This is a genomic window from Sorangium sp. So ce448, assembly GCF_051520915.1.
Lineage (GTDB): Bacteria > Myxococcota_A > Polyangia > Polyangiales > Polyangiaceae > Sorangium > Sorangium cellulosum_B.
The window spans coordinates 12,829,442-12,854,936 of record NZ_CP150343.1 but is presented as its reverse complement, the minus strand read 5'-3'; the positions used below and the strand labels follow the sequence as shown (position 1 = coordinate 12,854,936).

General features: G+C 72.7%; 21 protein-coding genes. 9 read left to right on the top strand and 12 right to left on the bottom strand.

The genetic code is table 11. From position 1 onward, the window contains the following. Window positions 1–264: a hypothetical protein gene (locus WMF45_RS48315; RefSeq protein ID WP_437713851.1), complete on the bottom strand. Its 264-nt coding sequence runs from the start codon at window positions 262–264 to the stop codon at window positions 1–3. Between the two features lie 86 nt (window positions 265–350). On the opposite strand from WMF45_RS48315, the gene WMF45_RS48310 reads away from it, so the two are divergent. After that, window positions 351–1,637: a formylglycine-generating enzyme family protein gene (locus tag WMF45_RS48310; protein ID WP_437713849.1), complete on the top strand. Its 1,287-nt coding sequence runs from the start codon at window positions 351–353 to the stop codon at window positions 1,635–1,637. 37 nt (window positions 1,638–1,674) lie between these two features. Here WMF45_RS48310 and WMF45_RS48305 read toward each other — a convergent pair whose 3' ends face one another. The 5 genes from WMF45_RS48305 to WMF45_RS48285 form a co-directional block, all read right to left on the bottom strand. Next, window positions 1,675–2,160 (bottom strand): YbjN domain-containing protein, encoded by a 486-nt coding sequence (locus tag WMF45_RS48305; protein ID WP_437713847.1) that lies wholly within the window; start codon window positions 2,158–2,160, stop codon window positions 1,675–1,677. Between the two features lie 54 nt (window positions 2,161–2,214). Continuing rightward, complete coding sequence (locus WMF45_RS48300) at window positions 2,215–3,423, bottom strand: hypothetical protein (protein WP_437713846.1); 1,209 nt, start codon at window positions 3,421–3,423, stop codon at window positions 2,215–2,217. Beyond that, a complete protein-coding gene (locus WMF45_RS48295) occupies window positions 3,420–4,484 on the bottom strand; it encodes an alpha/beta fold hydrolase (protein ID WP_437713845.1) in 1,065 nt (354 codons plus the stop codon). The genes WMF45_RS48300 and WMF45_RS48295 overlap by 4 nt, the downstream gene beginning before the upstream one ends. A gap of 43 nt (window positions 4,485–4,527) precedes the next feature. Beyond that, the gene (locus tag WMF45_RS48290; RefSeq protein ID WP_012241296.1) at window positions 4,528–4,758 is read right to left on the bottom strand and encodes a TIGR04563 family protein; all 231 of its coding nucleotides are present in this window, start codon (window positions 4,756–4,758) and stop codon (window positions 4,528–4,530) included. Between the two features lie 134 nt (window positions 4,759–4,892). Beyond that, a complete protein-coding gene (locus WMF45_RS48285; protein ID WP_437713843.1) occupies window positions 4,893–6,875 on the bottom strand; it encodes an aconitase family protein in 1,983 nt (660 codons plus the stop codon). Between the two features lie 238 nt (window positions 6,876–7,113). On the opposite strand from WMF45_RS48285, the gene WMF45_RS48280 reads away from it, so the two are divergent. From WMF45_RS48280 to WMF45_RS48265, 4 genes are all read left to right on the top strand, one after another. After that, window positions 7,114–8,463, top strand: a complete 1,350-nt coding sequence (locus tag WMF45_RS48280; RefSeq protein WP_437713841.1) for a protoporphyrinogen/coproporphyrinogen oxidase — start codon at window positions 7,114–7,116, stop codon at window positions 8,461–8,463. After that, window positions 8,460–9,203, top strand: a complete 744-nt coding sequence (locus WMF45_RS48275) for a glycosyltransferase (RefSeq protein WP_437713839.1) — start codon at window positions 8,460–8,462, stop codon at window positions 9,201–9,203. The genes WMF45_RS48280 and WMF45_RS48275 overlap by 4 nt, the downstream gene beginning before the upstream one ends. 94 nt (window positions 9,204–9,297) lie before the next feature. Then, complete coding sequence (locus WMF45_RS48270; RefSeq protein WP_437713837.1) at window positions 9,298–11,079, top strand: glycerol-3-phosphate dehydrogenase/oxidase; 1,782 nt, start codon at window positions 9,298–9,300, stop codon at window positions 11,077–11,079. Next, complete coding sequence (locus WMF45_RS48265) at window positions 11,058–12,305, top strand: FAD-binding protein (RefSeq protein WP_437713835.1); 1,248 nt, start codon at window positions 11,058–11,060, stop codon at window positions 12,303–12,305. Before WMF45_RS48270 ends, WMF45_RS48265 begins: the two co-directional genes overlap by 22 nt. A 45-nt stretch (window positions 12,306–12,350) precedes the next feature. On the opposite strand, the gene WMF45_RS48260 is transcribed toward WMF45_RS48265, so the two are convergent. Continuing rightward, entirely contained in the window at window positions 12,351–13,688 is a 1,338-nt protein-coding gene (locus WMF45_RS48260) for a S41 family peptidase (RefSeq protein ID WP_437713833.1), read from the bottom strand. 384 nt (window positions 13,689–14,072) lie between these two features. Between WMF45_RS48260 and WMF45_RS48255 the strand changes: the two genes are divergently transcribed. From WMF45_RS48255 to rpsT, 4 genes are all read left to right on the top strand, one after another. Next, entirely contained in the window at window positions 14,073–14,660 is a 588-nt protein-coding gene (locus WMF45_RS48255; protein ID WP_012241290.1) for an RNA polymerase sigma factor, read from the top strand. Next, window positions 14,657–16,162 (top strand): hypothetical protein, encoded by a 1,506-nt coding sequence (locus WMF45_RS48250; protein WP_437713831.1) that lies wholly within the window; start codon window positions 14,657–14,659, stop codon window positions 16,160–16,162. Before WMF45_RS48255 ends, WMF45_RS48250 begins: the two co-directional genes overlap by 4 nt. 108 nt (window positions 16,163–16,270) lie before the next feature. Further along, window positions 16,271–16,459, top strand: coding sequence for a hypothetical protein (locus tag WMF45_RS48245; RefSeq protein WP_044967265.1), 189 nt, complete (start codon window positions 16,271–16,273; stop codon window positions 16,457–16,459). Window positions 16,460–16,472: 13 nt separating this feature from the next. Then, the gene (gene rpsT, locus WMF45_RS48240; RefSeq protein WP_437547546.1) at window positions 16,473–16,757 is read left to right on the top strand and encodes a 30S ribosomal protein S20; all 285 of its coding nucleotides are present in this window, start codon (window positions 16,473–16,475) and stop codon (window positions 16,755–16,757) included. A 297-nt stretch (window positions 16,758–17,054) separates the two neighbouring features. Here rpsT and polA read toward each other — a convergent pair whose 3' ends face one another. The 5 genes from polA to WMF45_RS48215 form a co-directional block, all read right to left on the bottom strand. After that, window positions 17,055–19,757, bottom strand: coding sequence for a DNA polymerase I (polA, locus tag WMF45_RS48235; protein WP_437713829.1), 2,703 nt, complete (start codon window positions 19,755–19,757; stop codon window positions 17,055–17,057). Between the two features lie 33 nt (window positions 19,758–19,790). Continuing rightward, window positions 19,791–21,134, bottom strand: a complete 1,344-nt coding sequence (locus tag WMF45_RS48230) for a carboxypeptidase regulatory-like domain-containing protein (protein WP_437713827.1) — start codon at window positions 21,132–21,134, stop codon at window positions 19,791–19,793. 19 nt (window positions 21,135–21,153) lie between these two features. Then, the gene (locus WMF45_RS48225) at window positions 21,154–21,360 is read right to left on the bottom strand and encodes a hypothetical protein (RefSeq protein ID WP_437713825.1); all 207 of its coding nucleotides are present in this window, start codon (window positions 21,358–21,360) and stop codon (window positions 21,154–21,156) included. A gap of 86 nt (window positions 21,361–21,446) precedes the next feature. Continuing rightward, window positions 21,447–23,381, bottom strand: a complete 1,935-nt coding sequence (locus WMF45_RS48220) for a S8 family serine peptidase (RefSeq protein WP_437713823.1) — start codon at window positions 23,379–23,381, stop codon at window positions 21,447–21,449. Window positions 23,382–23,873: 492 nt separating this feature from the next. After that, window positions 23,874–25,412 carry an aminopeptidase P family protein gene (locus tag WMF45_RS48215; RefSeq protein ID WP_437713821.1) on the bottom strand — a complete coding sequence of 513 codons (1,539 nt, stop codon included), beginning with the start codon at window positions 25,410–25,412 and terminating at the stop codon, window positions 23,874–23,876. Between the last annotated feature and the right edge of the window lie 83 nt (window positions 25,413–25,495).

Below are 25,495 nucleotides of genomic sequence, written 5' to 3'. Positions count from 1 at the left end.
TCACGTCCTCGGGCTCGACGCGGCGAGCCGGAGCATCATCGTGAGCGCCTGCTCGAGCTCCGCGATCGTGGGTTGCACGGGGTTCTCGGCGAGCGCCGCCTTGAGGTCGACCAGGCGGCCGCCGAGCTCCTGGTAGTGACGGCGCACGCCCTCGGTCGGCGCCTCGGCGACCCACCGCTTCACGATCTCGCGCAGCTCGTCGACATCGCTGCCAGCGAGGAGCTGCGCCATCTGCGAGGCCATCGGATCCGGTGCGCCGCTCACGCCCTGCCCCATCCCGGCCAGCATAGCGCGGGCACTTTGACGGGCGAGGGGTCCTGCGACATAAGGCGAGTCGCTCACGAGGAACCGTGCCGACGAGGACGCCTGCCGTTGCCCTGATCCTGCTGGCCGCCGGCATCGCCGGAGGGGCCGGCTGCAGCCGCGCCGAGCAGCGAGAGCCCGGGGAGAAGCGCGCGGACGGAGGCGCCCCACAGGCGCCCGCGCCCCAGGGGAAGGTGCTCGAGGCGGCCGAGAACGAGTCGCCCGCCGCGAGCGCCACGCCGCGGGCCGGCGCCGCGGCGGCCGGGCCCGCGCGGATCGAGATCCCTGCTGGAAAGCTCGTCGCGGGCAGCACGCCCGGGGACAAGGGGCGCGATCCGACGCTCGAGCCGGCGTTGCTCGACGTCGAGCTGGGCGGCTTCACCGTCGATCGCCACCTGTACCCGAACGATCCTGCGCAGGCTCCGCTCACCGGGGTGACGCGGGCGCGCGCCTCGGAGCTCTGCCAGCAGGCCGGCGGGAGGCTGTGCACCGAGCTCGAGTGGGAGCGCGCGTGCAAGGGCCCCGAGGGGACGCCCTACGCGGGCGGCGCGGCGTGGGACCCGGCGTGCGCCAAGGCGCCCGCGTCGTGCGCATCCGGGTTCGGCGTCGTCGGCATGGGCGCTGCGCTGCGCGAGTGGACCGCGAGCGACATCGCGCCGATCGAGAACCTCCAGCCCAGAGCCGCCGCCGTGCGCGGGGCCACGGCGAGCGCGAGCGCCGTGGATCACCGGTGCGCGCGCCGCGCGGCGGTCGATCCGGCGGTGACGGGCGACGACATCGGCTTCCGGTGCTGCCACGGCGCGCCGAACGCGGCGTCGATCCCGTCGCCGCAGTGGCAGCAGACGTTCCGGCGCGCGGAGATCGGGCCGCAGCAGGTCGCAGAGCTGCTCGCGTCGGTGCCGCAGCTGCGCGACCTCGGCGGGCAGATCTCCTTCTTCAAGGAGCCCGACGACGCGAACGCCGTGCTCAGCCGGGGCCGGACGCGGCTCTCGCCGAGCGGCGCTCCGGCGAGCCAGCCCGAGGCGGGCCCGCCCCCGAACACCACGCTCACGACGTCTCCGCTGCTCTGGAACCCGGTCCCGGGCGAGGAGGTGCTCGTCGTGACGGGAAAGGCCGACGACGACGCCTTCATCGTCGCGTTCCTGAAGCTCCCTGGAGATCGCTACCGCATCGCGTCGTCGCTGCTGCTCAAGGACGACCCGGGGCCGCTCGCGCTCGGGTTCAACGGCTACGTGCGGCGGCGGCTCGCGTGGGCGACCTGCTGGGACTGCCGCGGCGAGTCCGGCAACATCACCTACCGGGACGACAGCCGCGTGGTGATCACGCAGAAGTGACCGCGGCGCGGACCGGACACCCGCGCGCCCCGGCGCCTCAGGTGTCGGCGCCGAGCAGGGTGTGCTGGTAGGTCGTGCCGTATTCGATGATCCGCTCGACCGCGTCGACGAACTCCGAGCGGTCGAGCGACTCGGTGGGCAGCTCGGCGCACAGCAGGATCTCGTTCCGATCGTCGAGGGCGAACTTGGCGACGCGCATGTCTCGGTTGGCCTCGAGCAGATGACGGAGCAAGCCGAGCACCTGACCGGTGTCCTCGGCCAGGGTCGGCATCGCAGCGCCGCCCTGGGCGTCGCTTTGCGCGTCGAGCAGATCGAGCACGCCGAACATCGAGAGCACGACCCAGTTCTCGGTGCACTGGACGTAGAACGGAGGGAGCTCGACGACCCCTTCCTCGCGCGGACGGATGCGCAGGGTCGACGGCTTCGTCAGCTCGGCGCTGTAGCCGATCTCCTCCGTCCAGCGCTGCAGGGTCGCCACGTCGATCACGGGTGACGTGATCGCCCTGCCGCGGCCGGAGATCAAGATGCGGCGCGCTGGAGGCCCCCTCGCAGGGGCAAGCGACGGAGGCGAGGGGCGCTAGAGGCTGAGGACGGCGTCCTCTCCCCGGTCGGCGAGCTTCGCCGCGATCAGGCTGAGGAGCGCTTGCCTCCGCTCCTCGAGCTCGACGAGCGCGCGCGGCGGCACCAGCTCCTCCTCGATGCCGCCGGGGCGCAGCGCCGCGGCGGCCTCCTCCGGGCCGAAGCGCGCGAGCGCATCGCGAAGGGCCCGGGGGAACCGCACCGCTTCCACGAGGCGCTCGAGCTGCCGATCGAGCTCGTGCGCCTTCACGTGCAGCGGGAAGGCGCTCGAGTTGGCCTCCAGGCTGAGCGCTCCCGCGTGCACGTCGATGACGATCTCCTTCCGGAGCCCGTTGCCCGCCAGGTAATCGAGCACCAGCACCTCCAGGTAGTCGCGGAGGATGACGGCGCGCTCGCCGCGCACAGGCGACGGCGACCGAGCCCAGCGCGCCCACACGTCGAGCTCGGGCGCGTCGTCGAAGCGCACGGACCGCCGGCGAGGCGAGAGCCAGCGCGGGCCGGGCGGACCGGGAGCGGGCGCGAGGACCAGCGCGTCGACCGTCCCGTCGTTCATGACGGCGAGGCGACGCAGCAGCTTGCGCGCGTTCGGCTCCCGGCCGATGAGCGCCGCGAGCTCGCCGATGCCGATGCGTCGCGCCGCTGCGGCGGGCACGACATGCGCGTCGAGCGCCCTCGCCATGCGGTAGAACGCGAGCGGGCGCCGGAACGCGAGCGGGGCCTTCTTCTGCGCCGGCGCGAGCTTCACCTTCACCTCGCGCGGGGCCGCTCCTTCCGCGGGTGCGCCCAGCGAGAGCGTCGCCTCGAACCGGCCGTCAGCCAGCTTGCCCGTGAGCCGCAGCGCGCGCAGCGGCGAGCGCTGGAGGGCGCGCGCGACGCGGGCGTCCCCTGCGGCCGAGGCGCTCGACGCCGGAGGCGGCCGCGGCTCGGCCGGCGGGTGCGCCTCGGCCGGCGGGCGCAGCTCGGACGGCGAGCGCGGCTCGGCCGGCGGGCGCGCCGTGGGCGCGCCGATCGCGGGCGCGCTCTCCTCGTCGACGAGCGCAGCGATCGCGCCGACGGACCCATCGCTGCGCTCGGACGATGGTCGCGCGCACGACACCGCGAGCAGCGAAGCCGCGACGAGCATGCGCTGCGCCCCCGCGCCGCCGAGGCGCCGCAGCGGTCCGCGCGCCGATCCGGGGGCGCGCAGGTCGCGCGCGCACCGGCTCATCCGTCCTTCGAGAGCCCGCGCGGATGGTCCGGCGAGGACCCGCCCTCGGCTAGACGTTGCGACGACGCCTCGTCGGCCAGCGATCGCGAGCGCCCCTCATCGGTCGGAGCCTGCGAGCCTGACGCCCGCGCGCTCGCCCCGAGCGACGCGCCGCCGATGACGCGCTCCAGGAGGAACTGCTCCACGCGCTCGATGACCATCTTCTTGCGCTCCAGCGGGACGACGTGTGTGCCGCCGTTCACCATCATCAGCTCTCCGCGCGGCAGCGCCGCCGCCATCTCCTCTGCGAGCCGAGGCGGGGTGAACGTGTCGCGATCGCCCGCGATCACGAGCGCGGGCACGTCGATCTGCGGGAGCAGATCGAGCGTCGAGTGCTCGCCGGCGCTGCGCAGCATGTGGAGGAACATCGAGAAATCGATGTCGACCATGTGCCGCATGTACGGCAGCAGATCCGCCGGCGTGACCGCGCTCGCGTCGACCTCCCGCGTGAGCAGCGCGATCCGCAGCGCCATCGGCGCGGGCACGCGGCTCCAGATCGCGCGCGCGATGTGCGGGTACGCGTCGACCTGCTCGATCAGCCGCGGCAGGAGCTGCGCGAGCACGTCCGTGCCCTTGAAATGATGCGTGATCCTGCCGGACGAGCCGCAGATCAGCACGAGCCCGCGCACCCCCTCGCGGTGGGTCCGCAGGTGCTCCAGGACGACCTGGCAGCCCATCGAGTGCCCGAAGAGCACCACGGGGCCGTCGCCGATCGACGCGCGCACCGCAGCCAGATCGCTGGCGTGATCGCGCAGCTCGACCGCCTGCGGATCGCCAGGCAAGCTGCTGCGACCGTGGCCGCGATAGTTCCAGTGAGCGACGTTGACCGTACGGGCCAGGTCGTCCCACAGGTACTTCCAGATGAAGCCGTCGCACGCGATGCCGTCACAGAGCACCGCGGTGAGGCGTCCCGAGCCCGCCCCGACCCCGCTGGCAAAGCTTCCGCTGCCGCCGGGACCTTCCCGGTAGCGGACGTAAATCCGCGTACCGTCCTTCCCGGCGGCGAAAAGCTCTCGGCCCATCGATCCCCGAGCGACGCGGCTTTACGCGAGGCTCGCGGCGATGTTAGTCGCCGCTGTCCTCGTCGTCAGCCACGTCATTGACACTCGGAAGCTTTTTGATGTCTATCCGCGCCAGCTTCCACGCGCGCTGCACAACCCAAGAAAGCGAGCGATCGAGCCGCGCCGCTTCCTCCTTGATTTCCTGCAGCATCGACTCCGGAAAGTAGAGGCTCTGCTTCCGCTTGTCCGTCTTCGAGGCTTCGTTGTTTTTCGCCAGCGTGTCCTTGTCGGTCATACGCTCTAGGGGCTCCTCCCGATCCGCCACAGAAGAGCACCTTAGCGTACGGTGCACTTCCGTGGAAAGCATTCGTTTTTCCATCATGCCGATTGCGGCCACCATGTGTGTATTACCGCGATAGGCGCTCTGCGTCATGATTCCGGGAATGCGATCTTCCCCGCAATCGCGCTTGCCGCGACGATGAGGGGACTGGCCAGGTAGACCTGGCCGGGCCCGCTTCGCCCCGGGAAGTTCCGGTTGATGGCCGAGACCGTGACCTGTTCCTTGCGGTCGGATACACCGGGACCGGCCTTGATGCACGCGCCGCAGGAGGGGTCGACGAGCTCGGCGCCGGCTTTCTCGAAGATCTCGAGGTAGCCCTTGGCCTCGGCGTAGCGGCGGATGTCCTGCGAGCCGAACTGGATGTAGAGGTGCACGCCGTCAGCGACGCGCTTGCCCCGCTCGACCGCCTGGCGCAGCACGGACGCGTACATGTCCATGTCGGCCTTCTTGCCGCCCGTGCACGAGCCTCCGTACGCGATGTCGATCTTCACCGGACCGCCGGTGGCCTCATCGAGCGACCGCAGCGGCACGCCGTTCCTCGGATCGCCCGGCGTCGCGACCATCGGCTCGACCGACGCGAGATCGACGTCGAACGTCGCCATGTACTCCGCGCCGGGATCCGCGCGCACGACGCGCGCGCGCACGTCTTCGGCGGCGAGCCCGCGTTGCTCGACGAGGTAGCGCACGATCTCCTCGTCGGCCTCGATGATCCCCGTGAAGCCGCCCGCCTCGACCGCCATGTTGGTGAGCGTCGCCCGCTCGTCGAGCCCCATCGCGCGGACGCCATCCCCCGCGAACTCGAGCACCTTGCCGATGCCCTGGCCCGTCTTCCAGAACGGCTGCGAGAGCAGGAACAGCATCACGTCCTTCGCCGTGACCCCCGGCCCGAGCCGCCCGGTCAGGTTGAAGCGCACCGACTGCGGCACCGCGACGCGGACGTCGCGCGTGAGCCACGCGTTCGCCATGTCCGTCGAGCCGACGCCGAACGCGAAGCACCCGAGCGCCCCCGCCATGCAGGTGTGCGAGTCGGTCCCGGCCACGATCTGCCCTGGCAGCGCGAGCGCCTCGATCACCTTGTTGTGGCAGATGGCCTCCGAGCCCACGGTCCTGCCGTCGCGCTCCACCTCGCCGTACAGCTTGATCCCGTGCCGCTCGGTGAAGGCTTGCTGCACCGTCGCGAGCGACGCCGCCTGCTCCCGCAAGCCGAGCCTGAGGTGCGCTTCCGGCATCACGCGATCGAGGAACGTCAGGTGATCCCGGAAGGCGAAGACGCTCTCCGGCTCGGTCACGACCGCGTCCGGCCCGACGCCCGCCCGGAAGAGCGACTCGGCCATCGGCGTGACGTACTCGTGCGAGAAGCGCACGTCGATGCGGGCGAAGAGCGCGTCTCCAGGCTTCACCGCGGGGACGCCGATCTTCCCTGCCCGGGCGTCCACGATCGCGTGCGCCGCGATGATCTTCTCGCACAGCGTCATCGGCCGCGGCGGCGTGGCCAGGGTGGGCGGCGAGACCTCGCCGGCCATCCGCGCCTTGTTGTAGGCGAAGAGGCCACCGTACTCGACGACATCGGCGCTGATCGGGTCGAGCCCGCGGGTGAACTCGCCGATCGGGATCTCGTCGCCCCGCGCGATCCGGTCGAGCAGCGAGAAATCGGTCGTCGTGAGCAGCCCGATGTTCTGGCAGTTCTGGCCGTAGATCTTCTCGATGCTTCGAGCGACGACGATCTGGATCCCCGCCTCGCGCTCCGAGTACGGCGCCGTCTCGCGCGAGCTGCCGCACCCCTTCGAGCGGCCGCTGACGATGACGCCGAAGCCGCCGTTCTTGATGGCGTCGCGCTCGATGTGACCGCCGCGCAGCCCGACCAGGCAGTAACGGGCGAGCGTCTCGTCGTAGTAGTAACAGACCCAGCCCGGCGTGAGCTCGTCGGTCGAGATGTTGTCGATCAGCGCGTGCTGCTCGGGATCGAAGCGAAGCTCGCCGCCCGCCAGCTGCTGCTTCAGGAGCGCCGGGTCCTCGGTCAGGTAGAGGGTCCTCCCGGTGACTTGAACGGACTTCCGGCGGGGGATCGGCATCTGCACCTCGGACGCCCCGGGACGCGCGGCGCGCGCCGGGACCTCTCCACACCTAGTCGCTCTGGGCGGAGGCGCCAACGGCGGTCTTTGCCGGCGCGCGCGGAGCTCCGCGCGGCTTACGTCGAATTACGTCGAAGGCAGGAAATCCAGCATGAGCCGAGGAGCGCCTGGACGGCAGCGTGCCTTGACGACGCACCGGGGAGATGGTGTCTTCGCGGCCGCGGCCGGGCCGCGAGCGATGACCCGACCCACGATCTCAAGCGTTCCCGTCGCGATCCTCGGCGCCGGCCTGACGGGCATGGCAGCGGCGTACCACCTGGGACGAGCCGGCGTGCCGCACCGGGTGTTCGAGCGCCTGCCGCGCCCGGGCGGCCACGTGATCACGCTCGAGGACGCCGGCTTCCGCTTCGATCGGACAGGGCACCTCCTCCACCTGCGCGACCCCGCGACCCGTGAGCTCGCGCTGGGGTGGCTGGGCCCCGACCCGCTCGAGATCGAGCGACGTTCGATGATCTGGTCGAACGGCACGTACACCCGCTATCCGTTCCAGGCGAACACCTTCGGGCTGCCGCCCTCGGTGGCCTACGACTGCCTCCGCGGCTTCATCGAGGCGCACTTCGCCAAGGACAGACCAGAGCCAAGGAACTTCGAGGAGTTCTGTCTGGCGCACTTCGGCGAGGGGATCAGCCGCCACTTCATGATCCCCTACAACAGCCGCCTCTGGGGCGTGCACCCGAGCGAGATCACCGCCGACTGGTGCTCTCGCTTCGTCCCGATACCGAAGCTGGAGGACGTGCTCGCCGGAGCGGTCGGGCTGAACGACAGGGAGCTCGGCTACAACGCGAGGTTCCTCTACCCGCGGCTCGGCATCGGGCAGCTGACGCACGGGCTCGCGCGGGCGCTCGCCGAGCAGCGGCCGCGGGACGCGGGAACGCCGGCGATCGAGCTCAGCCGCTCTCCCAGGTCGATCGACTGGCGCGCGCGCGAGCTCGTGTTCGACGACGAGATCGTCCGGTACGACGTGCTCGTCTCGTCGGCGCCGCTGCCCGCGCTCGTCAGGCTCCTCTCGGACGCGCCTCGCGCCGTCGGCGAGGCGGCTTCCCGGCTGCGCTGCACGCACCTCTACTACCTCGATGTGGCGCTCGACACGCCGTGCGGGCAGCCGCTGCACTGGGTGTACGTCCCGGAGGCGAAGTACCCGTTCTACCGCGTGGGCTGCTACTCCCACTTCTCCGCCGCCATGGCCCCGCCGGGCAAGGCCGGCCTCTACGTCGAGCTCGCCGATCGCGCCGAGCCCGATCTGGCGGCGCTGCTCCCCCGCGTCGCCGAAGGCCTCGTCGAGATGGGCCTCATCCCCGCCCCGAGCGCCATCCGCTTCGCCCGCCTGCGCCGCATCGACCACGCGTACGTCGTGTTCGATCACAGCTACTTCGGCTCGCTGGAGGCGGTGCGACCGTTCCTCGAGGGCCAGCGCATCCTCTCGTGCGGGCGCTACGGCGGCTGGAACTACTCCTCGATGGAGGACGCGCTCCACTTCGGGCGCGACGCAGCGCACCGCGCGCACGCGCTCCTCGGAGGCGCGCCGTGAGCACAGCCGAGCCTGATCGCGAAAACGCGGGCGGATCGCCGGAGATCTCCATCGTCATCCCCGTCTACAACGAGGAGGCGATCCTCCACGCCGCCGTCGTGGATCTGCGCGAGCGGCTCTCGCCGCTCGGCTGGCGCTGGGAGCTCGTGCTCGCCGAGAACGGCTCGCGCGACGGGACCCTCGGCATCGCCGGCGAGCTCGAGCGCAAATACCCGGAAGTGCGGCACTTCTCGATCGGCGAGCCGAACTACGGGGCCGCGCTCCGCGCGGGCATCGAGCGGGCGCGCGGGCGCTTCGTGCTCTGCGACGAGATTGACCTCTGCGACGTCGATTTCCACCGCCGCGCCATCGCGATGCTGCGGGCAGGCGGCATCGACATGGTGATCGGGTCCAAGCTCATCCAGGGGGCGCGCGACGATCGCCCGTGGGCGCGGCACGCGGCGAGCCAGATGTACAACGGGCTCCTCCGCGCCACGCTCGGCTTCCGTGGGACGGACACGCACGGGCTCAAGGCGTTCCTGCGCGAGCCGCTCCTCGGGATCGCGCGCGACTGCGTCGTGGACAAGGACGTGTTCGCCAGCGAGCTCGTCATCCGCGCCTACCGCGCTGGCCTGCGGATCGAGGAGATCCCCGTCCGCGTGCTGGAGAAGCGGCGCCCCTCGATCAACCTCACCCGCCGCGTCCCGAACGTGCTGCGCAGCCTCGCGAAGCTGACCTGGGCCATCCGGGTCCGCGGCTGACGGCCGGCTCCTCCAACCTTCGCGCAGCATTCGCAGCGCCGCGCGCGAGGCCGGGCCCGCTCGTGGAAAAATTCTGGCATGCTATACGCCGCAGGTGACGATCCTCCTCTCGAGCGCCGCAAGACCGGCTCGCCGCGCGGACACCGACGTGGACGTCGTGGTCATCGGCGGCGGCGTGAACGGCGTGGGGGTCGCGCGTGACGCTTCACAGCGGGGCCTGAGGGTCGCCCTCTTCGAGCGCAACGATCTCGCGTTCGGCGCGAGCGGCAACTCGAGCGGCATGATCCACGGCGGGCTCAGGTACCTGACCAGCGATCCGGAGGTGACCGAGAAATCGTGCCGCGACTCGGGCCACATCCAGGCGATCGCGCCGCACCTGCTCTTCCGGATCCCCTTCCTCGTCCCGTTCGAGAACGCGCGGCACGGGCGCCTCCTCTACCCGCTCGCGGACGCCTTCTTCGAGGCGTACGACAACTACCAGCCGCTCAAGCGCGGCAAGCCGCACGCGCGCCTCTCGCCCGACGAGCTCCGCCGGCTCGAGCCGGGGCTGCACGGCGACCTGGTGGGCGGCTTCAGCTTCGACGAGTGGGGGATCGACGGCGCGCGGCTCTGCGTCGCCAACGCGGTCGACGCGATCGAGCGCGGGGCCAAGGTCTACGTGGGGCACACGGTCGAGCGGATCGAGCGCCGGGAGGACACCGGCGAGGTCGTCGCCGTCCGTTACCGGGACCGCACGACGGGGGAAGGCGGGCGGCTCCGCACGAGCACGGTCGTGAACGCGACGGGCGCGTGGTCGCCGATCACATCGTCCCTCGCCGGCCTCCCCGCCGCGAGCTCGCGCGTGCGGCCCGGCAAGGGCGTGCACGTCGTGTTCGACCGGCGCCTCACCAACTACGCGATCATGGCGAGGACGATCGACGGCCGTCAGATCTTCCTCGAGCCGTGGGAGAACATGAGCGTCATCGGCACGACCGACGACGACTTCTACGGCGATCTCGATCAGGTCCGCGCGACGAGCGAGGAGGTCAGGTACCTGGTCCAGGGCATCGCCCGCGTGTTCCCGCAGATCCACGAGGCGCGCGCCATCGGCACGTTCGCGGGCGTTCGGCCCACGCTCTACGCGTTCGGTCCCACCGAGGACGCGCTCTCGCGCGAGCACCAGATCGTCGATCACGCGGCGCACGGCGCGCCGGGCCTCTACTCGATGATCGGCGGCAAGCTGGCGAGCTTCCGGCTCTTCGCCGAGGAGATGACCGACGTGCTCTCGCGGCGCTTCGACCTCGGCGCCCGCTGCGTGACGCACACGACCGCGCTGCCTGGCGGCGATCGCGCGGTGGACGCGCTCGCGCTCTCGCGGCGGATGGAGATCGACGCGGTGGCCGCCCGGCGGCTCGTGTACCGGCACGGCTCGCGCGCGCTCCGGATCGAGGAGCGCGTGCGGCAGCGGCCGCGCGAGGCCGCGACGGTGTGCCCCTGCGAGCCCGTGATCGAGGCCGAGGTGCGTTATGTCCTCCGGCACGAGCTCGCCCGGAGCGTCGCCGACGTCGCGCGCCGCACGCGCCTCGGCCTGGGCGCGTGCGGCGGCATGCGCTGCGCGGCGCGGTGCGGGCAGATCGTGGCGCAGGAGCTCTCGCTCCCGCCGCGCGACGGGATGCGGCAGGCGGCGGCGTTCCTCTCGCGGCAGGCGGTGACCCGCGCGGTCGCGCTCGGCCCGGAGCAGGCGCGGCAGGAGGCCCTCGCGATCGCCAGCGTCAGGTCGGAGCTCGGCGCGCCCGCGGACGACGAGCAGGCGGCGGCGTGCGAGGACGCCGATCGTCGCGGGCAGCGCGCCGCGCGGGAGCCGGAGGAGAGGGCGTGGCGCGATCGATCCTCGTGATCGGCGCCGGCGTCGCCGGGCTCGCCGCCGCGTGGAGCGCGCGGCGGCGCGGGGCCCGGGTCGCGGTGATCTCCGCGGGCGTCGGCGAGACGGCGCTCGCGGGCGGCGCGGTGGACGACGTGCCGTGGGAGCAGATCGAGCGGGCGTCGCGGCTGCTCGGCGGCGACCTGCCCGCGAGCGATCTCGCGCCGGCGGCGAGGCAGTTCGCGGCGGAGCTCGGCCTGTGGGAGCTGCCGCAGGCGGCGGGCGTGCGCCTCGCGACCGTCGCGGGGCGGATCCGCCCCGCCCGCGGCAGGGATCGCGCGCTGCTCGACCTCGGCCCGCTCCGCCGCACGCGCGTCCTCGTCCCGCGCGCGGCGCGCGCCGCGTGGGACGCGGACGCGCTCGCGGAGGCGCTCACGGACGAGCCGTTCGCCCGGGCGCGGGGGCTCCGCTTCCTGCCGGTCGACGCGCCGGTCCTGCGCTTCGACGACGAGCGGCACATCGCCGACGGCGATCTCGCGGCCCGGCACGACGACCCGGCGCGGCTCTCCTGGCTCCTCGATCGGCTCCGCCAGGCGCTCGAGGGCGCGGGCGGCGCCGGGGCGATCCTGCTCGGCCCGTGGCTCGGCGCGAGCGCTCCGCGGGCCGAGGCGCTCGCGGCCCGCCTCGGCGTCCCGGTGGGCGAGGCGCTGATGGGCGCCGGCTCGCCGGCGGGGCTGCGCTTCGAGGCGGCGCGCGACGCGCTCCTCGCGACGATCGGGGCGGCTCAGCGCCACGGCCGCGTGCGCGCGGTGGGCGGCGGACACCCGGGGCCAGGGGCGCCCGACGAAGGCGTCACGATCCACGTCGCGGGGGAGGACGTGCCGCTCGCGGCGGACGGGGTGATCCTGGCGATCGGCGGCCTCGCCGGCGGCGGGATCGCGTACACGCCGCCCGAGAGCGGCGCCGGCGCCGATTTCCCCGCGCGCGGCGCCGTGCCGTTCGCGCTCTCGATCGCGGCGCCCGTCACGATGGGCGACGATCGCGGCGCGTTCGGCGTGGTGAGCTCCATGCAAGGCCCGGAGCTCGACGTCGTCGCGTGGCCCCGCGGCGAGCGCCCGGGCGCGCTGGAGGCGGTGGGGGTGCGGTGCGAGGGCGTCCGCGCCGCACCCGGGATCCTGGCGGCCGGGGCGACCATCGCGGGGAGGGCGCGCACCGTGCTCGACGCGGTGACGACCGGGCTCCGCGCCGGCGCCGAGGCCTGACGCGCGTCGAGCGGCGCCCGGCGCAGGTCGCTCGACGCGCGATCCTCAGCGCTGGCGGATCGCCGGGATGGCGCGGAGGAGCTGCTGGTACCCGACGGCGAGCGCGAAGTCGCTCCCGCGGGTGGGATCGGAGGGCATGTCGCCCTCGGGGCCGGCCGCCGCGGCCGTCTCGGCGCGCTTCTCCACGAGCACGGCCCTCGGCGAACGGTCGCCGATAGCCCCTTCGGCGGGGAGGTGCCCCTCGAGGTCCTGCTCGCGGAGGATGGCGGCCGGGACCTGCTGCGCCGCGCTCTCGATGACGACGTCCGGGCGGATGCCCTGGGCCTGGATCGAGCGCCCGTTCGGCGTGTAGTAGCGCATCGTCGTGAGCCTCACCCCGGCGCCGCCGGGCAGCTCGTAGATGGTCTGCACAGACCCCTTGCCGAAGGTCCTCGCGCCGACGAGCACGGCGCGCCCGCTGTCCTGCAGGGCGCCCGCGACGAGCTCGGCGGCGCTCGCGGAGTACTCGTTCACGAGCGCGACGATGGGCAGCGAGGCGAACGCGCCGCCGTCGTGCGCCTTCGCCTCGTCGACGATCTGGTTGCGCTGGCGCGTCGAGTAGATCGTCCCCGAGGAGAGGAGCTCGTCGGCCACGGCCTCCGCCTCGTTGACGAGGCCTCCGGGGTTGTTGCGCAGGTCCAGGATGACGCCGGCCAGCGGCGCCTTCGATGCGGCGCGCAGCTTCGCCGCGGCGCGGAGCATCTCTTCGTGGGTGCCGTCCTGGAACTGCTTCACGCGGACGTACGCGATGTCCCGGTCGAGGCGCTTCGCCGCGATGCTCGTGACGTGGATCTGCTCCCGCGTGAGGTCGAACGAGAGGGGCTCAGGCACGCCCTGCCGGCGGATCGTGAGCTTCACCCGGGAGCCGGGCGCCCCGCGCATGATCTTCACGAGCTTGTCGAGGCGCTCGCCGCGGACGGGGCGCCCGTCGATCGCGAGGATCTGATCGCCGGAGCGGATGCCCGCCCGCGCCGCCGGCGAGCCCTCGATCGGCGCGATGACGGTGATGTTGTCGTCCTTGGCGTCGACCTCGATGCCGACGCCGCCGAACGTCCCCCCCGTCTCTTCCTGGAACTGGGCGAACTCAGAGGAGTTCATGTACGCCGAGTGCGGGTCGAGCTCCGCGACCATCCCCTTGATGGCGCCGTCGAGGATCTTGCTGCGCTGCGCCGGCTCGACGTAGTTGTTCTCCACGAGCACGAGCACGCGCGCGAGCTGCTCGAGCGGAGCGTAGGGGCTCTGTGCCTGTGTGCTCGCGCCCGCGAGGTGGGAAGTCGCCGCCCCTCCTGCGAAGGCCGCAGCGATGAGCCCCAGGGTGCGCATCCAGCTCGAGAAGCGTTGCATCCGCCGACCATAGCAGCGGTACGGGCGGCGGCGCGGTGCGCCGGCGACGGCCGCGCTCGTTCACACGCCTGCGCGGTGGGCGGGGCGGCGGGGCGCAGCGCAGGCTTTCGATGTGCCAGCGCGGGCGTATCCGCCCGCCAGTCAACGAGATCACCACGGCGCCCAAGCTCCGGGCGCATGGTTTGTCCTAAGAGGAGTGTTCGGCTATCTTCGCGCGCCTGAACGTGGAACTTGCCTCCTCATCGCCCGGCTTCGCGCTCGCGAAGCGGGGCTCGCCGCGAGGGGCTTCTCTCGCCGAGACGGTCGGGGGCCGTCGCGAGGAGGTGTCCGCGGCTGCGCTGTCGTCCGTGCGCGGGAGACAACTCGCACCCCGAGGCGGCTAGGATGGCCAAACCCACCGATCGTGAGCTCGTCGATCAAGCCCGGAGCGGAGATGCCCAGGCGTTCGGGGTGCTGGTTCGTCGATATCAGAAGCGCATCTTCCGGCTGGCGTTCCACCTTGTCCGCTCGGGCGCGGAGGCAGAGGACGTGACGCAGGAGACCTTCGTCCGGGCCTACCAGGCGCTCGACCGGTTCGACGGCCGGAGCGAACCGTTCACCTGGCTCTACCGGATCGCCGTGAACCTCTCGCTCAACATGATCCGGGCCCGCAAGCCGAGCAAGAACTCGACCCCCGCGGACGATCCGCGGATCGAGGCGCTGCTGCTCGAGACGCGCCCGAGCCACGGCGTCGATCCGGCCGCGTCGACCCAGCGACGCGAGCTCGCGGCCGCGCTCTGCGACGGCATCGACGCGCTCTCGGACACGCTGCGGACGACGCTCATCCTCGTGTGCATCGACGGCGTGCCCCACGAGGACGCCTCCAGGATCCTGGGTTGTCCGGAAGGAACAGTCGCCTGGCGCGTCCACGAGGCGCGCCGCAAGCTCCGTGCATACCTCGCGGAGCGCGGTTTCGGAGGGGACGCCGAATGAACGTCACCAACAAGCTCGACCTCGACGGGATGCTCAACGATTGGCCTGCCCCCGCGCCCTCGACGAACGACGAGGAGGCGTGGGAGACGCGGGCCGCTCACATCGTCGAGGTCGCCATCTCCCGGCGCTCGGAGGACACCACGGCGACAGCCGATCTCCTCGCCCCCCCCGACCTCACCGCAGCGCCAGGCGAGGAGCAGACGGAGGATCCTTCGCGCGAAGAACGCGCATCAGGAGAACGCAGCACCATGGGGGACGGATCACAAGCAGCCAGGGCCTCGAAGCCTGAGAGCCTGTCGGGTGGCACCTTGTCGCGGCCGCCGGAGAAGAGACGCCAGTCGCTGAAGGAGATCGCCGAGCGGGTCAGCCAGGCGCCGGGTCGCGCGAGCGGTATGCCCGCGATGAGCGGCACCGCGCTCTCGACGCCGCTGCCGGCGTCAGGACGCAGCTCGGCGCCGCCAGGGCGTGTGTCCCCGCTGCCGGGGCGCGGCTCGCTCTCCGGCGGCGCCCGCACGTCGTCGCCGTCCCTGCGGCCGGCGGAGGGGGTGCCCGAGGACTCCGGGGTCATCGATCTGAACCGGCTCAACGCGTCGGCGCCCTCGGCGGTGGAGGCCTCCGAAACGGCGCAGCCCGGCGCGGCGGCTCGGTTCGAGGACGCGAGGGCGGCAGCGGCCATGCCCGTTGCGGCGCGCCGCGCCCCGTCCGCGCCCGTGGCCTCGGTTCCAGCGAAGAAGCGATCCGGCGGGATGATCGCCGGCGCGGCCGTCGTGGCCCTGGGGCTGGCGGCGGCGGTCACCGTCATGGTGAAGACGACGGCTCCTCCGCAGCCGGAGATCGCGGCGACTGCGTCGCCCGCGCCGACCACCGTCGCGGCGCCCGCCGCGCCGCGCGGCGACACGCGGGTGGAGCCGGCTGCTCCGGTCGCCGCGGCGCCGGAGGAGCGCGCCGTGGTCGAGCAGCCCGTGCAACCGGAGGAGAAGCTCGCGGCGGCGCCCAAGGCGCAAGCCGCCCCCGCCGCCGGCGGCGCTCCTGCGCCGGCGGCCGTCGAGGCGCCGGTCACGCCTGTCGTGTCGCCGAAGCCCGAGCAGGCAAAGACGGCGGCTGCGCCGGCGGCGGCTGGCAAGCCGGGGGACCTCCCCTCGGCCATGCAGGCGGCCGTGGGCGACAACGCGGAGCGACAGCCGTCGGTCGTCTCTGAGGCGCCGGTGCCGGCGTCGGGTCCGCTCCGGCAGCAGAACATCCCCGAACAGCCGTCGCAGGGCTCGGTGCAGGCCGCGCTCGGCTCGGTCATGGGCAGCGCCAAGGCGTGCGTCGCGGGCGCGAACGACGTGTCGCGCGCGCAGATCACGTTCTCGTCGACGGGCCAGGTGAGCAAGGTCAGCGTCAGCGGGTGGGCGGCGTCGAACGGCCAGTCGAGCTGCGTGCAGTCCGCGCTCAAGGGCGCCAACGTCGGTCCTTTCTCCAGGCCGTCTTTCTCGGTCAGCGCGACGATCCGACCCTAGCCCTGACCACGCGCCCGCACGCGCCCACACGCCAACGCGCGCCCTCGCGGAGGGCAGCCAAACCTCCCGGTTGACACAGCCCCCCCCGTGGGTAGAATGCGCGCCCCCATGGTTTCCGCGACTCAGCAAACCCAGCGCATCCGCCGGCGCAAGGCGCGCACGGCGGGTACCCGCCGCAAGCGCTTCGAGCGCGCACACGGCACCCCCGCGTTCCCGATCCACCCGGCGGGTTACGACCAGAACGCGCCGGACGCCCTGCGCGCTGCCACGCCCGCCGAGGCGCAGGCGAAGAAGTAGGAGAGCTTTTCTCATGGCCAATCACGCATCTGCCGACAAGCGCAACCGCCAGCGCATCACGAGGACCGCGCGCAATCGCGCCATCAAGTCGGAGCTCCGCACGACCGTCAAGAAGGCGCGCACCGCGCTGAAGGGCGTCGCGCAAGAGTCCGCTGCGCCGGTGACCGCCGCGGTGAGCGCGCTCGATCGTGCCGCGTCGAAGGGGACGATCCCCGCCAAGCGCGCGTCGCGCGTGAAGAGCCGCCTCGCCCTCGCCCTTCACAAGGCGAGCGTCGCTGCCAAGACCGCCGCGAGCTGAGAACAACCTTCTGCACGTACGCCCCGCTCACCGCAAGGTGAAGCGGGCGTCGTCGTTTTGTCTCCCCGCAACCCCGTAGGCCCCCGTTGCCGCAGCCCTTCGCCGCCGCCGTCACAGCCCCGGCCCCGGAGAGCGCGTCTCTTCTCCGCCCCTCTCTCTCCACCGCATGACGCCAGCGGCGGGCACCCGCACAGGAGACGGGTCCAGCTCGGCGTTTTCGGCGCGGAAGCGTACTCCCGTACGCTGAGCACCGAAAACGCCGAGATGGGCCCGTATCCGCAGCGGGTGCCCGCCCCTTCAATGAGCGTCGGCCCAGGTGAGGCCGTGACCGACGTCGACGACGAGCGGGACGTCGAGCGGGAAGACCGACTCCATGGCCTCCCGCACCTTCGCCTTGGCCTCGTCCACGGCCTCGGCCGGCACCTCGAACGCGAGCTCGTCGTGCACCGTGAGCACCATGCGCGCGCCGGGGACGACGGGGCGCGGGACGCGCACCATCGCGAGCTTCAGGAGATCCGCCGCCGTCCCCTGGATGGGGGTGTTCTGCGCGATGCGCTCCGCCTGAGCGCGGCGCATGCGGTCGCTGCTGCGCAGATCCGGGAGCAAGCGGCGCCGGCCGAGCAGCGTCCGCACCGACTCGGAGCGCTTCGCCTCGGCCATCGTCCCCTCCATGAACTCGTGCACGCCGCGGTAGCGCGCGAAGTAGGCGTCGATGAAGCGCGCCGCCTCCGCCCGCGAGATGTCGAGCCGCTTGGCGAGCGCCGACTCGCCCATGCCGTAGATCACGCCGAAGTTGATCGTCTTGCTCCGGCGGCGCATCTCGGCGGTGACCCCCGCCTGGTCCACGCAGAAGATCTCCATGGCGGTGCGCACGTGCACGTCCTGCCCGGTGCGGAAGGCGTCGACGAGCACCGGGTCCTTCGAGAGGTGCGCGAGGACGCGCAGCTCGATCTGGGAGTAGTCGGCGCTCACGATCACGCTCCCGGGCGGCGCGACGAACGCGCGCCGGATCATCCGGCCGAGCTCCGTGCGGATCGGGATGTTCTGCAGGTTCGGGTCCTGCGACGAGAGGCGCCCGGTCGCGGCCACGGCCTGGCCCCAGCGCGTGTGGATCCGGCCCGTGCCCGGGTGCACGAGGCGCGGCAGCGCGTCGACGTACGTGCCCTTGAGCTTGGCGATGGCGCGGTGCTCGAGGACCACCCCGGGGAACGGGTGCTCCTCGGAGAGCGCCTCGAGCACGTCGGCGTCCGTCGAGCGGCCGGTCTTCGTCTTGCGCTGGGAGCGCAGCTTGAGCTCGTCGAACAGGACCGCCTCGAGCTGCTTCGGCGACGCGAGGTTGATGTCGTGCCCCACGATCTCGCGCGCCTTCTCCTCCAGCGCGGCGAGCTCCGTCGTCATCTGCGCGCCGAGCTGCGCGAGCGCCTTCGGGTCGACGAGGACGCCCGTGAGCTCCATCTCCGCGAGCACGGCGGAGAGGGGCAGCTCGATCTGCACGAGCAGGTCCTCGAGCTTCTCGGCGCGGAGCCGCGGGCGCAGCCGATCGGTGAGCGACAGCGCGACGTCGGCGAACGCGGCCCCGTAGCTCGACGCCTCGCCGAGCTCGATCTCGTCGAGGGCGCGCTGCGCCTGGCCGCGGCGCTTCGGGGCCACCTCGTCGAGGGTCTGCATCTTGGCGCCGAGCTCGCGCTCGGCGAGCTCGTGGAGCTGGTTCTTCCCCTCGGGATCGAGCAGGTAGCTCGCCAGCATCGTGTCGAAGGAGACGCCCACGAGCCCGATGCGGTGCCGCAGGAGGATCACCTCGCAGAACTTGACGTCGTGGCCGACCTTCGGGAGCTCGGGGTCGGCGAGCAGCGGGCCCATCACCGCGTCGATGTCGCTCATCGAGAGCTGGGCCGGCGCGCCGAGGTAGCGGTGGCCCAGCGGGACGTACACGGCTTGCCCCGGCTCGCAGGCGAGCGCGACGCCGCAGACGTGGGCGCTCATCGGCTCGCGGCTCGTCGCGAGCACGTCGAGGGCGAGGCGGCCGGCCGCGCGCACCGACCTGGCGAAGGCCTCGAGCTCCTCGCGCGTCGTCAGGACCCGGTAGGTCGCCGCGCGCGCTGTCGGCTCGGGCGCGCGGACCGCCTTCAGGAAGCGCGAGAAGCCGAGCTCGGTGAAGAGCTCGCGGAGCCTGCCGGTGTCCGCGCCGCCGTAGCGCAGCGTCTCGAGGTCGAGCGACACCGGGGCGCCGCCGTCGAGCGTCACGAGCTTCTGCGACAGGCGCGCGTCGGCCTCGTTCTGCTGGAGCGACTCCCGGATGCGGGGCTTCTTGACCTCGCCGATGCGCTCGTAGATCGCCGAGAGCGAGCCGAACTGCGCGAGCAGCTCGGCGGCCGTCTTCAAGCCCACGCCGGGGACGCCGGGGACGTTGTCCGAGGTGTCGCCGACGAGCGCGAGCAGATCGCGCACCTGCTCCGGCGGCACCCCGAACTTCGCGACGACCTCGGGGTGCCCGTAGACCTTGTCGCGCATCGCGTCCCAGAGCATCACCTGCTCGCCGTCGACGAGCTGCATCAGATCCTTGTCGCTCGACGCGATGACGACGCGCAGCCCTTGCTCCTTGGCCCGCGCGACGGCGACGGCGACGAGATCGTCCGCCTCGAGCCCCTCCTGGATGAAGATCGGGATGCGGTACGCCTCGACGATCTCCCGGCACCGGCTCATCTGCACCCCGAGATCGGGCGGCGGCGGCGGCCGGTGCGCCTTGTAGCGGGGGTCGAGGTCGTCGCGGAACGTCTTGCCCGGCGAGTCCATCGCGACGCCCAGGTACGCGGGCTTCCGCTCGTCCACGAGCTTCGTGAGCATCGCGACGGTGCCGTACGTCGCGTGGGTCGGCTCGCCGCTCGGGCTCGAGAGCGGGCTGATCGCGTGGTAGGCGCGGAAGACGTAGCCCGACAGGTCGACGAGGTAGAGGACGTCCGGAGCTCCGGCCGGGGGAAGCGCGGTGGGGCGCGTGGACATGGACCGACCCTTAGCACCTCGGCGCGCGGCCGTTCACCGAACCACGACGTCGCGCCGTATCGTCACGTCGAGGGAGCGCCCTTCCCGCTCCACGCCGACGGAGACGACCGTCCCCGCCGGGCCGCGGAGGCGCTGGATGCAGTCGGCGAGCGGGAGCTCCGTCGTGGGCCGGCCGTCGATGCGGGCGATGACGTCGCCCGCCAGGAGCCCGGCGGACGCCGCGGGCCCTCCCTCGACGACGCCTGCGATGATCACGCGCCCCGAGGAGAGCGAGAGCATCGCGCCGATGCCCGTGAGCTCCTCGCGCGCGCCGCCGTCGTCCAGCTGGCGGAGCTCGACGTCGACGCGCGTCGACTGCGCGCCGCGCGCGTCGAGGCCGGACACGATCTTGGCCATGTACTGCTGGTGGCGCACGCGCACCGAGAACGGGCCGCTGGCCGGCACGCCCTCGAGCTCGTAGTCGCCGTTCGCGTCGGTGAGCGCGAGCGAGATCGCGTTCGCGCCCGACGAGGTCGCGGAGTCGAGCTCGACCTGGGCCTCGACGACCGGCGCGCGCGACGCGGCGTCGACGACCCTGCCCCTCAGCGTCGCGCCCTGCGGCAGCACGATGCGCACGCGCTCGGCGGCGCGGCCCGCCGCGACATCGACGGGCCGGCTCCGCGCAGGCGGACGTCCGGCCGAGCTCGCCGTCAGCACGTAGCGGCCCGGGGCGAGCATGTCCCACCGGAACGCGCCGCCCGGATCCGACACCTTGCGCGCGCGGCCGTTCACGCCCGCGTGCGCGCCGGACCCGGCCGGCGTGAACGACTCGATCGCCAGGAGGTACGCCTCGACGGGCCTGCCCGATGGATCCACGACCTCGCCCACGATCGCGCCCGCGGCGAGCAGGCGAAGGACGTTGTCGCGGCCCGCGGCGATGCGCGTGGGCTCGGCGTCGCCGTACGGATTCTGCGCGGCGGTGGCGGTACAACCGTCGGCCTCGGGCGGCAGCTCGAAGCGCCCCTCGGCGTCGGCGCTCGCAGAGTTGCCGGGCGGTTCGCGGCAGCTGACCACGGCGCCGGCGCTGGGGTGGCCTTCCGGATCCAGCACGACGCCGCGGACCGGCCCCACGCTCGCGGCCGTGACCTCGCGTGGCGGCGGTGGGGGCGCTGGCGGCGCGGACGGCGCCGGCGGCGCCTCGACCTCGCGCGGCGCCGTGAGCTCCGGCTGCGGTGGAGGGAGCAGCGCGGCGGCCGGCTCGCGCCGGAGCGGCATCACGGGGCCGGGGCTCGGCAGGAGCAGCCAGACGAGGAGCGGCACGACCAGCAGCGCGACGGAGAGCAGCGCAGCGGAGAGCCAGGCCCTCCGCTGCTCGCCTGCCGTCCGGATGTCCGCCATGCCATCCTCCGCCGCCGGTTCACCGGCCGGCGTCGGCCTCGTCCGCCGAGCCTTCGCCCGCGCCTTGAGGGGCCGCGCTCGAGTTGGCCGGCCCGTCCGGCGACGCCTCGTCCGTGGGACCGAGCGCGGGGCCCCGCGGCTCGGCGGGCCACGGCGTCTCGCTGGAGGAGCCGCCGCACGCCCCGAGGAGCAGCATGAAAGGTAGGAGCAAGGTGCCGGACCGCATCGCCGGCATCCTAGCTCGTTTTTGCAGGGTGGTCATGAGGGCCGGGCGCACCGCCCGGCCGTGGAGCGAGCGCGGCAGGCGCCGGCTCAGCGCGTGGACAGGTTCGTCCGGGCGATCCAGAGGCAGGCTGCAGCGTTGACGGCGCACCACACGACGAGGGCCATCCTGCCGAAGGGACCGGCGGCCTCGCCGAGCAGGACGACCGACGTGAGGTAGGCCGCCGTGCCGACGGCGAAGCCCGCGATCGCCGGCCGGAGCCGCTTCACGCCGAAGAAGAGCGCCGTGAGGCCGAGCGGGACGAGCGCGTTGGCGAGCGGCAGCCAGCGGTGGACCGACGCGCCGATCAGCAGGTCGAGGTCGGCGATCGGCCGGGCCAGCACGTCGACGGCGAGCTCAACGCGCGGCAGGAGCCACGGCGCGAAGAAGAACAGCCCCGGCCCTGCCGCGAGCGCCGGGAGGAGGAAGCTCGCCCGCCACGGGCTCGTGGCGGTCGCGTCCTTCTTGCGGGCGCGGCGCGCGACCCAGGTCGCGAGCACCAGCAGCGCGAGCAGCCGCACGACGATGTGGCTCTGCGTCACGCGCACGACCGAGCTCGCTGCGTCGAGGATGCCGGCCCCGTAGAGGAGCTTGCCGCCGTCGGAGTCGTCGACGACGCGCGCGCCAGCGCGGAGCGCGTCCTCGACCGCGCGCGGGTCCGTCACGCCGAGGCTCACGAGCAGCGCCGCCGCGCCGGCCACGTGGGGCGCGGCCATCGAGGTGCCGCTGTACGCGTAGAAATTCTGGCACTTGTCGCGCCCGCGGTTGCAGATGGTCTGCTGGGTGACGTTCACCCCGGGCGCGGCGACGTCGACGCCCTGACCGCGCGAGGAGAACCGCGCGATCTTGTCGTTCACGTCGGTGGCGCTCACGCCGATGACGCCATCGGAGGCGCCGGGGAACTGCACGCGCCCGCCGGTGTTGCCGGCCGCCGCGACGACGACCGCGCCCCGCGCGACCGCGTCGTCGATCGCGCTCTGGAGCACCTTGGAGTTGCGGGGGCCGCCGAGGCTCAGGTTGATGACCTGGGCGCCGTGCTCGGCCGCCCACCGGATGCCGTCGGCCACGTCGGCTGTCGTGCCCCAGCCGCTCTCGTTCAGCACCTTGACCGGCATGAGCCGCGCGTGGAACGCGAGCCCCACGGCGCCGAGGCCGTTGTTGGTCGATTGCGCGATCGTCCCGGCGACGTGCGTGCCGTGGCCCTGGTCGTCGTTCGCGTGGTTGTTCTTGGTGACGAAGTTCCATCCCTCCACGCACTCGGTCGAGGCCAGGTCGGTCCCCTTGGTGAAGGGCCCGTGGTCCTCGCACGCGATGCCCGTATCGACAACGGCGACGGTGACGCCGCGGCCGGAGGCGAAGTCCCACGCGCGCTCCGCGCCCACGCGCGCCATGTGCCACTGGTCCTTCATCAGCGGGTCGTTCGCGACGAACGAGGCGCGCACCCAGGCGAGCGGCTCCGCCGCCTCCACGCGCGGATCGCGCGCGAGCCGCTCCAGCGTCGCGCTGACCGGCCCGTCCACCGTGGCGATCTGGATCCTGGTCTGCGACGTGAGCGCCGTCGGCAGCGCGCGCAGCGAGAAGTCGCGCACGAGGTCCGCGAGCGAGGCGTCGTCGAGGTCGTCGCGCGCGTCGACGACGATCTGCCCGGGGATGTCGTAACTGGTCTCGTCGAGCTCGGAGGCCAAGCCGTGCAGCGGCTCCCCCGCGGTCGCGACCGGTTCAACCAGCAGGTCCGGGCCGCGCAGCGGCTGGCCGACGTCGGCGGGCAGCGCAGGGTTGACGTACCCAGGGAGGCGAGGCTCCAGCATCCCCGGCGAGCGCGCCGCGAGGACGGCCCCGGCGCCTTGGCTATCCGTCCCATCGTCGGCCCTGACCGCGCCTGACACGGCGACCAGCGCGGTCGCAGCGAGCAGCGACGTCGCGAGCGCGCGTCCGGTTCGGAGATTTGCGGTCCCTGGCCAACGCAGAAGGCGAGACGTGTGCATGCGGGTCTCCTCCTCGCCAGGGTAGCGCCGCCGCCCGCGAGCAGCCATCGCTCCAGCATCCTCGCGCCGCGCCCATTGCGTCCGTGCGCCAGCCCCCCTCACCCCCGTCGCCGTGTCCCGATGGCATCAACCGCCATCCGCAACCACGGACTTCCTGGAACCACCAGACACCGCCCCATTCCCTCAAGGCCGAGCTCGACTGCCAAGGCTCCCGACCACCGTTCCCCCCGGCAGAGCCGCCGGTGGAGGGTGGGGCCGCGCGGGAGGGCGGCGGGGGTGGGCCCCACAAACCCGAGCGCCGGCCCGCATCGAAGCGAGTCGCCCCCAGCCCCACCCCACCCTCCTGTGTGGCAGTAGCCCCCCAAAAGGCGCGAGTTTGTGGGGGGACCCCCGCCGCCCTCCCGCGCGGCTCCACCCTCCACCGGCGGCCCCCGCGTCTGGGCGCTCCCTCCACCTAGCTCGCCTGGACCGTCCCCCCGCCCGCCGTTCAGCTCACTTCGACGTGGCCCAGAGTCCCGCCATCCACGCTTCCACGTCGCTCACGGACCTCGGGATATCGCTCGACAGGTTCTGATACCCCGTCTCCGTGACGAGGATATCGTCCTCGATGCGCACCCCGATCCCGCGGTACCTGGCCGGGACGGTCTCGTCATCGAGCTGGAAATAAAGCCCCGGCTCGACCGTGAGCACCATGCCCGCCTTGAGCTTGCCGAACTTGTAGACCTGCTGCCGCGCCTGCGCGCAGTCGTGCACGTCGAGGCCCAGCATGTGGCTCACGTTGTGGAGCGAATACCGCCGGTAGAGCTGCCTATCTTCCTTGAGCGCCTCCTCGGCGGAGACGTGGAGGATGCCGAGCCGCTCGAGCCCCCGGGCGAGCACCCGCATCGCCGCCCGGTTCGGCTCCATGAAGTCGTTGCCCGGCTTCACCTCGCGGATCGCCGCCTCCTGCGCCTCGAGCACGAGCTCGTAGATCTCGCGCTGCTCCCTGGAGAACTTCCCGTTGATCGGCAGGGTCCGGGTGATGTCGGCCGTGTAGAGCGCGTTGCCCTCGACGCCGGCGTCGACCAGGAGGAGCTTGCCCGGCTCCAGCGCGCCGTCGTTCCTCGTCCAGTGCAGGATACACGCGTGGTGGCCCGACGCGGCGATGGTCCCGTAACCGACGTCGTTGCCCTCGACCCGGGCGCGCAGGTTGAACGTGCCCTCCACCTCTCGCTCGCTCCGCGCGCGGGGGAGCGCGCGGATGACGTCCTCGAAGCCCCGCTTCGTCGACGCGACCACCGCCTCGAGCTCCTGCACCTCGAGGTCGTCCTTGAGGAGGCGCATCTCCGAGAGCGCCTCGCCGAGCTGCTTGTCGCGATCGTGCCGGGCGAGGAGCTTGTCGACGCGCTCGGACATGCCGCGGAGCACGCGGTGGGGGCGCGTCACCGTGCCGACGAGGCCGCTCAGGTACGCGTCCAGCTCGGGGAGCCCGCGGCACTCGTCGACGCCGAAGTGCGCGCGGCTCTGCTCGACGCCGAGGCGGGGGCCGACCCAGAGCTCGCCCTTGGCGCGATCGGTGAAGAACGTCTTGTCGCTGCGCCCGGGGTTCGGCTCGACGAAGAGGATGTCCCGGTGCCCGCCCCCCTCCTGCGGCTGCAGCACGAGCACGCAGTCAGGCTCGAGGTTGCCCGTCAGGTAAAAGAAGTCCGAGCCTGGGCGAAAGCGGTAGTGCGTGTCGTTGGCGCGCACCTTCTCGTGCCCGGTGGGGATGATGAGCGTCTCCGCCGGGAAGAGCTTCGACAGGGCGCGGCGGCGGGCAGCGAACACCTCCGCGTGCGCGATCGCCTGCGGGAGCTCGCTGGACGCCGGCGTCCAGCGCTCCAGCATGAACGCGACAAGCGCCTCCGGCAGCGACGAGTCGTGGCTCGCCGGCTTGGCCTCCGCGCCGGGAGCCGCAGCCGCGGGCGCCTCGGCCGGGGCGCCGCCGGCGGGCGCGCTGTGGGCAGGATCTGCCTGGAGGGGGGCGGCGCTGGTCTCGGGCGTGTGGCTCATGAGGCTCGAACTATGGGTCGATCAGGTGAGGTCGTTCAAGCCAAAGCGCGCGCCCGTTCACGCTGGGGCGGATCGACCCGGGC

Bases quoted from the DNA above. Each gene is read 5' to 3' on its own strand.
- WMF45_RS48300 (WP_437713846.1), bottom strand. From the start codon at position 3,423: ATGAGCCGGTGCGCGCGCGACCTGCGCGCCCCCGGATCGGCGCGCGGA.
- WMF45_RS48295 (WP_437713845.1), bottom strand. From the start codon at position 4,484: ATGGGCCGAGAGCTTTTCGCCGCCGGGAAGGACGGTACGCGGATTTAC.
- WMF45_RS48290 (WP_012241296.1), bottom strand. From the start codon at position 4,758: ATGACCGACAAGGACACGCTGGCGAAAAACAACGAAGCCTCGAAGACG.
- WMF45_RS48285 (WP_437713843.1), bottom strand. From the start codon at position 6,875: ATGCCGATCCCCCGCCGGAAGTCCGTTCAAGTCACCGGGAGGACCCTC.
- WMF45_RS48280 (WP_437713841.1), top strand. From the start codon at position 7,114: ATGACCCGACCCACGATCTCAAGCGTTCCCGTCGCGATCCTCGGCGCC.
- WMF45_RS48260 (WP_437713833.1), bottom strand. From the start codon at position 13,688: ATGCAACGCTTCTCGAGCTGGATGCGCACCCTGGGGCTCATCGCTGCG.
- WMF45_RS48255 (WP_012241290.1), top strand. From the start codon at position 14,073: ATGGCCAAACCCACCGATCGTGAGCTCGTCGATCAAGCCCGGAGCGGA.
- WMF45_RS48250 (WP_437713831.1), top strand. From the start codon at position 14,657: ATGAACGTCACCAACAAGCTCGACCTCGACGGGATGCTCAACGATTGG.
- WMF45_RS48245 (WP_044967265.1), top strand. From the start codon at position 16,271: ATGGTTTCCGCGACTCAGCAAACCCAGCGCATCCGCCGGCGCAAGGCG.
- rpsT (WP_437547546.1), top strand. From the start codon at position 16,473: ATGGCCAATCACGCATCTGCCGACAAGCGCAACCGCCAGCGCATCACG.
- polA (WP_437713829.1), bottom strand. From the start codon at position 19,757: ATGTCCACGCGCCCCACCGCGCTTCCCCCGGCCGGAGCTCCGGACGTC.
- WMF45_RS48230 (WP_437713827.1), bottom strand. From the start codon at position 21,134: ATGGCGGACATCCGGACGGCAGGCGAGCAGCGGAGGGCCTGGCTCTCC.
- WMF45_RS48225 (WP_437713825.1), bottom strand. From the start codon at position 21,360: ATGCGGTCCGGCACCTTGCTCCTACCTTTCATGCTGCTCCTCGGGGCG.
- WMF45_RS48220 (WP_437713823.1), bottom strand. From the start codon at position 23,381: ATGCACACGTCTCGCCTTCTGCGTTGGCCAGGGACCGCAAATCTCCGA.
- WMF45_RS48215 (WP_437713821.1), bottom strand. From the start codon at position 25,412: ATGAGCCACACGCCCGAGACCAGCGCCGCCCCCCTCCAGGCAGATCCT.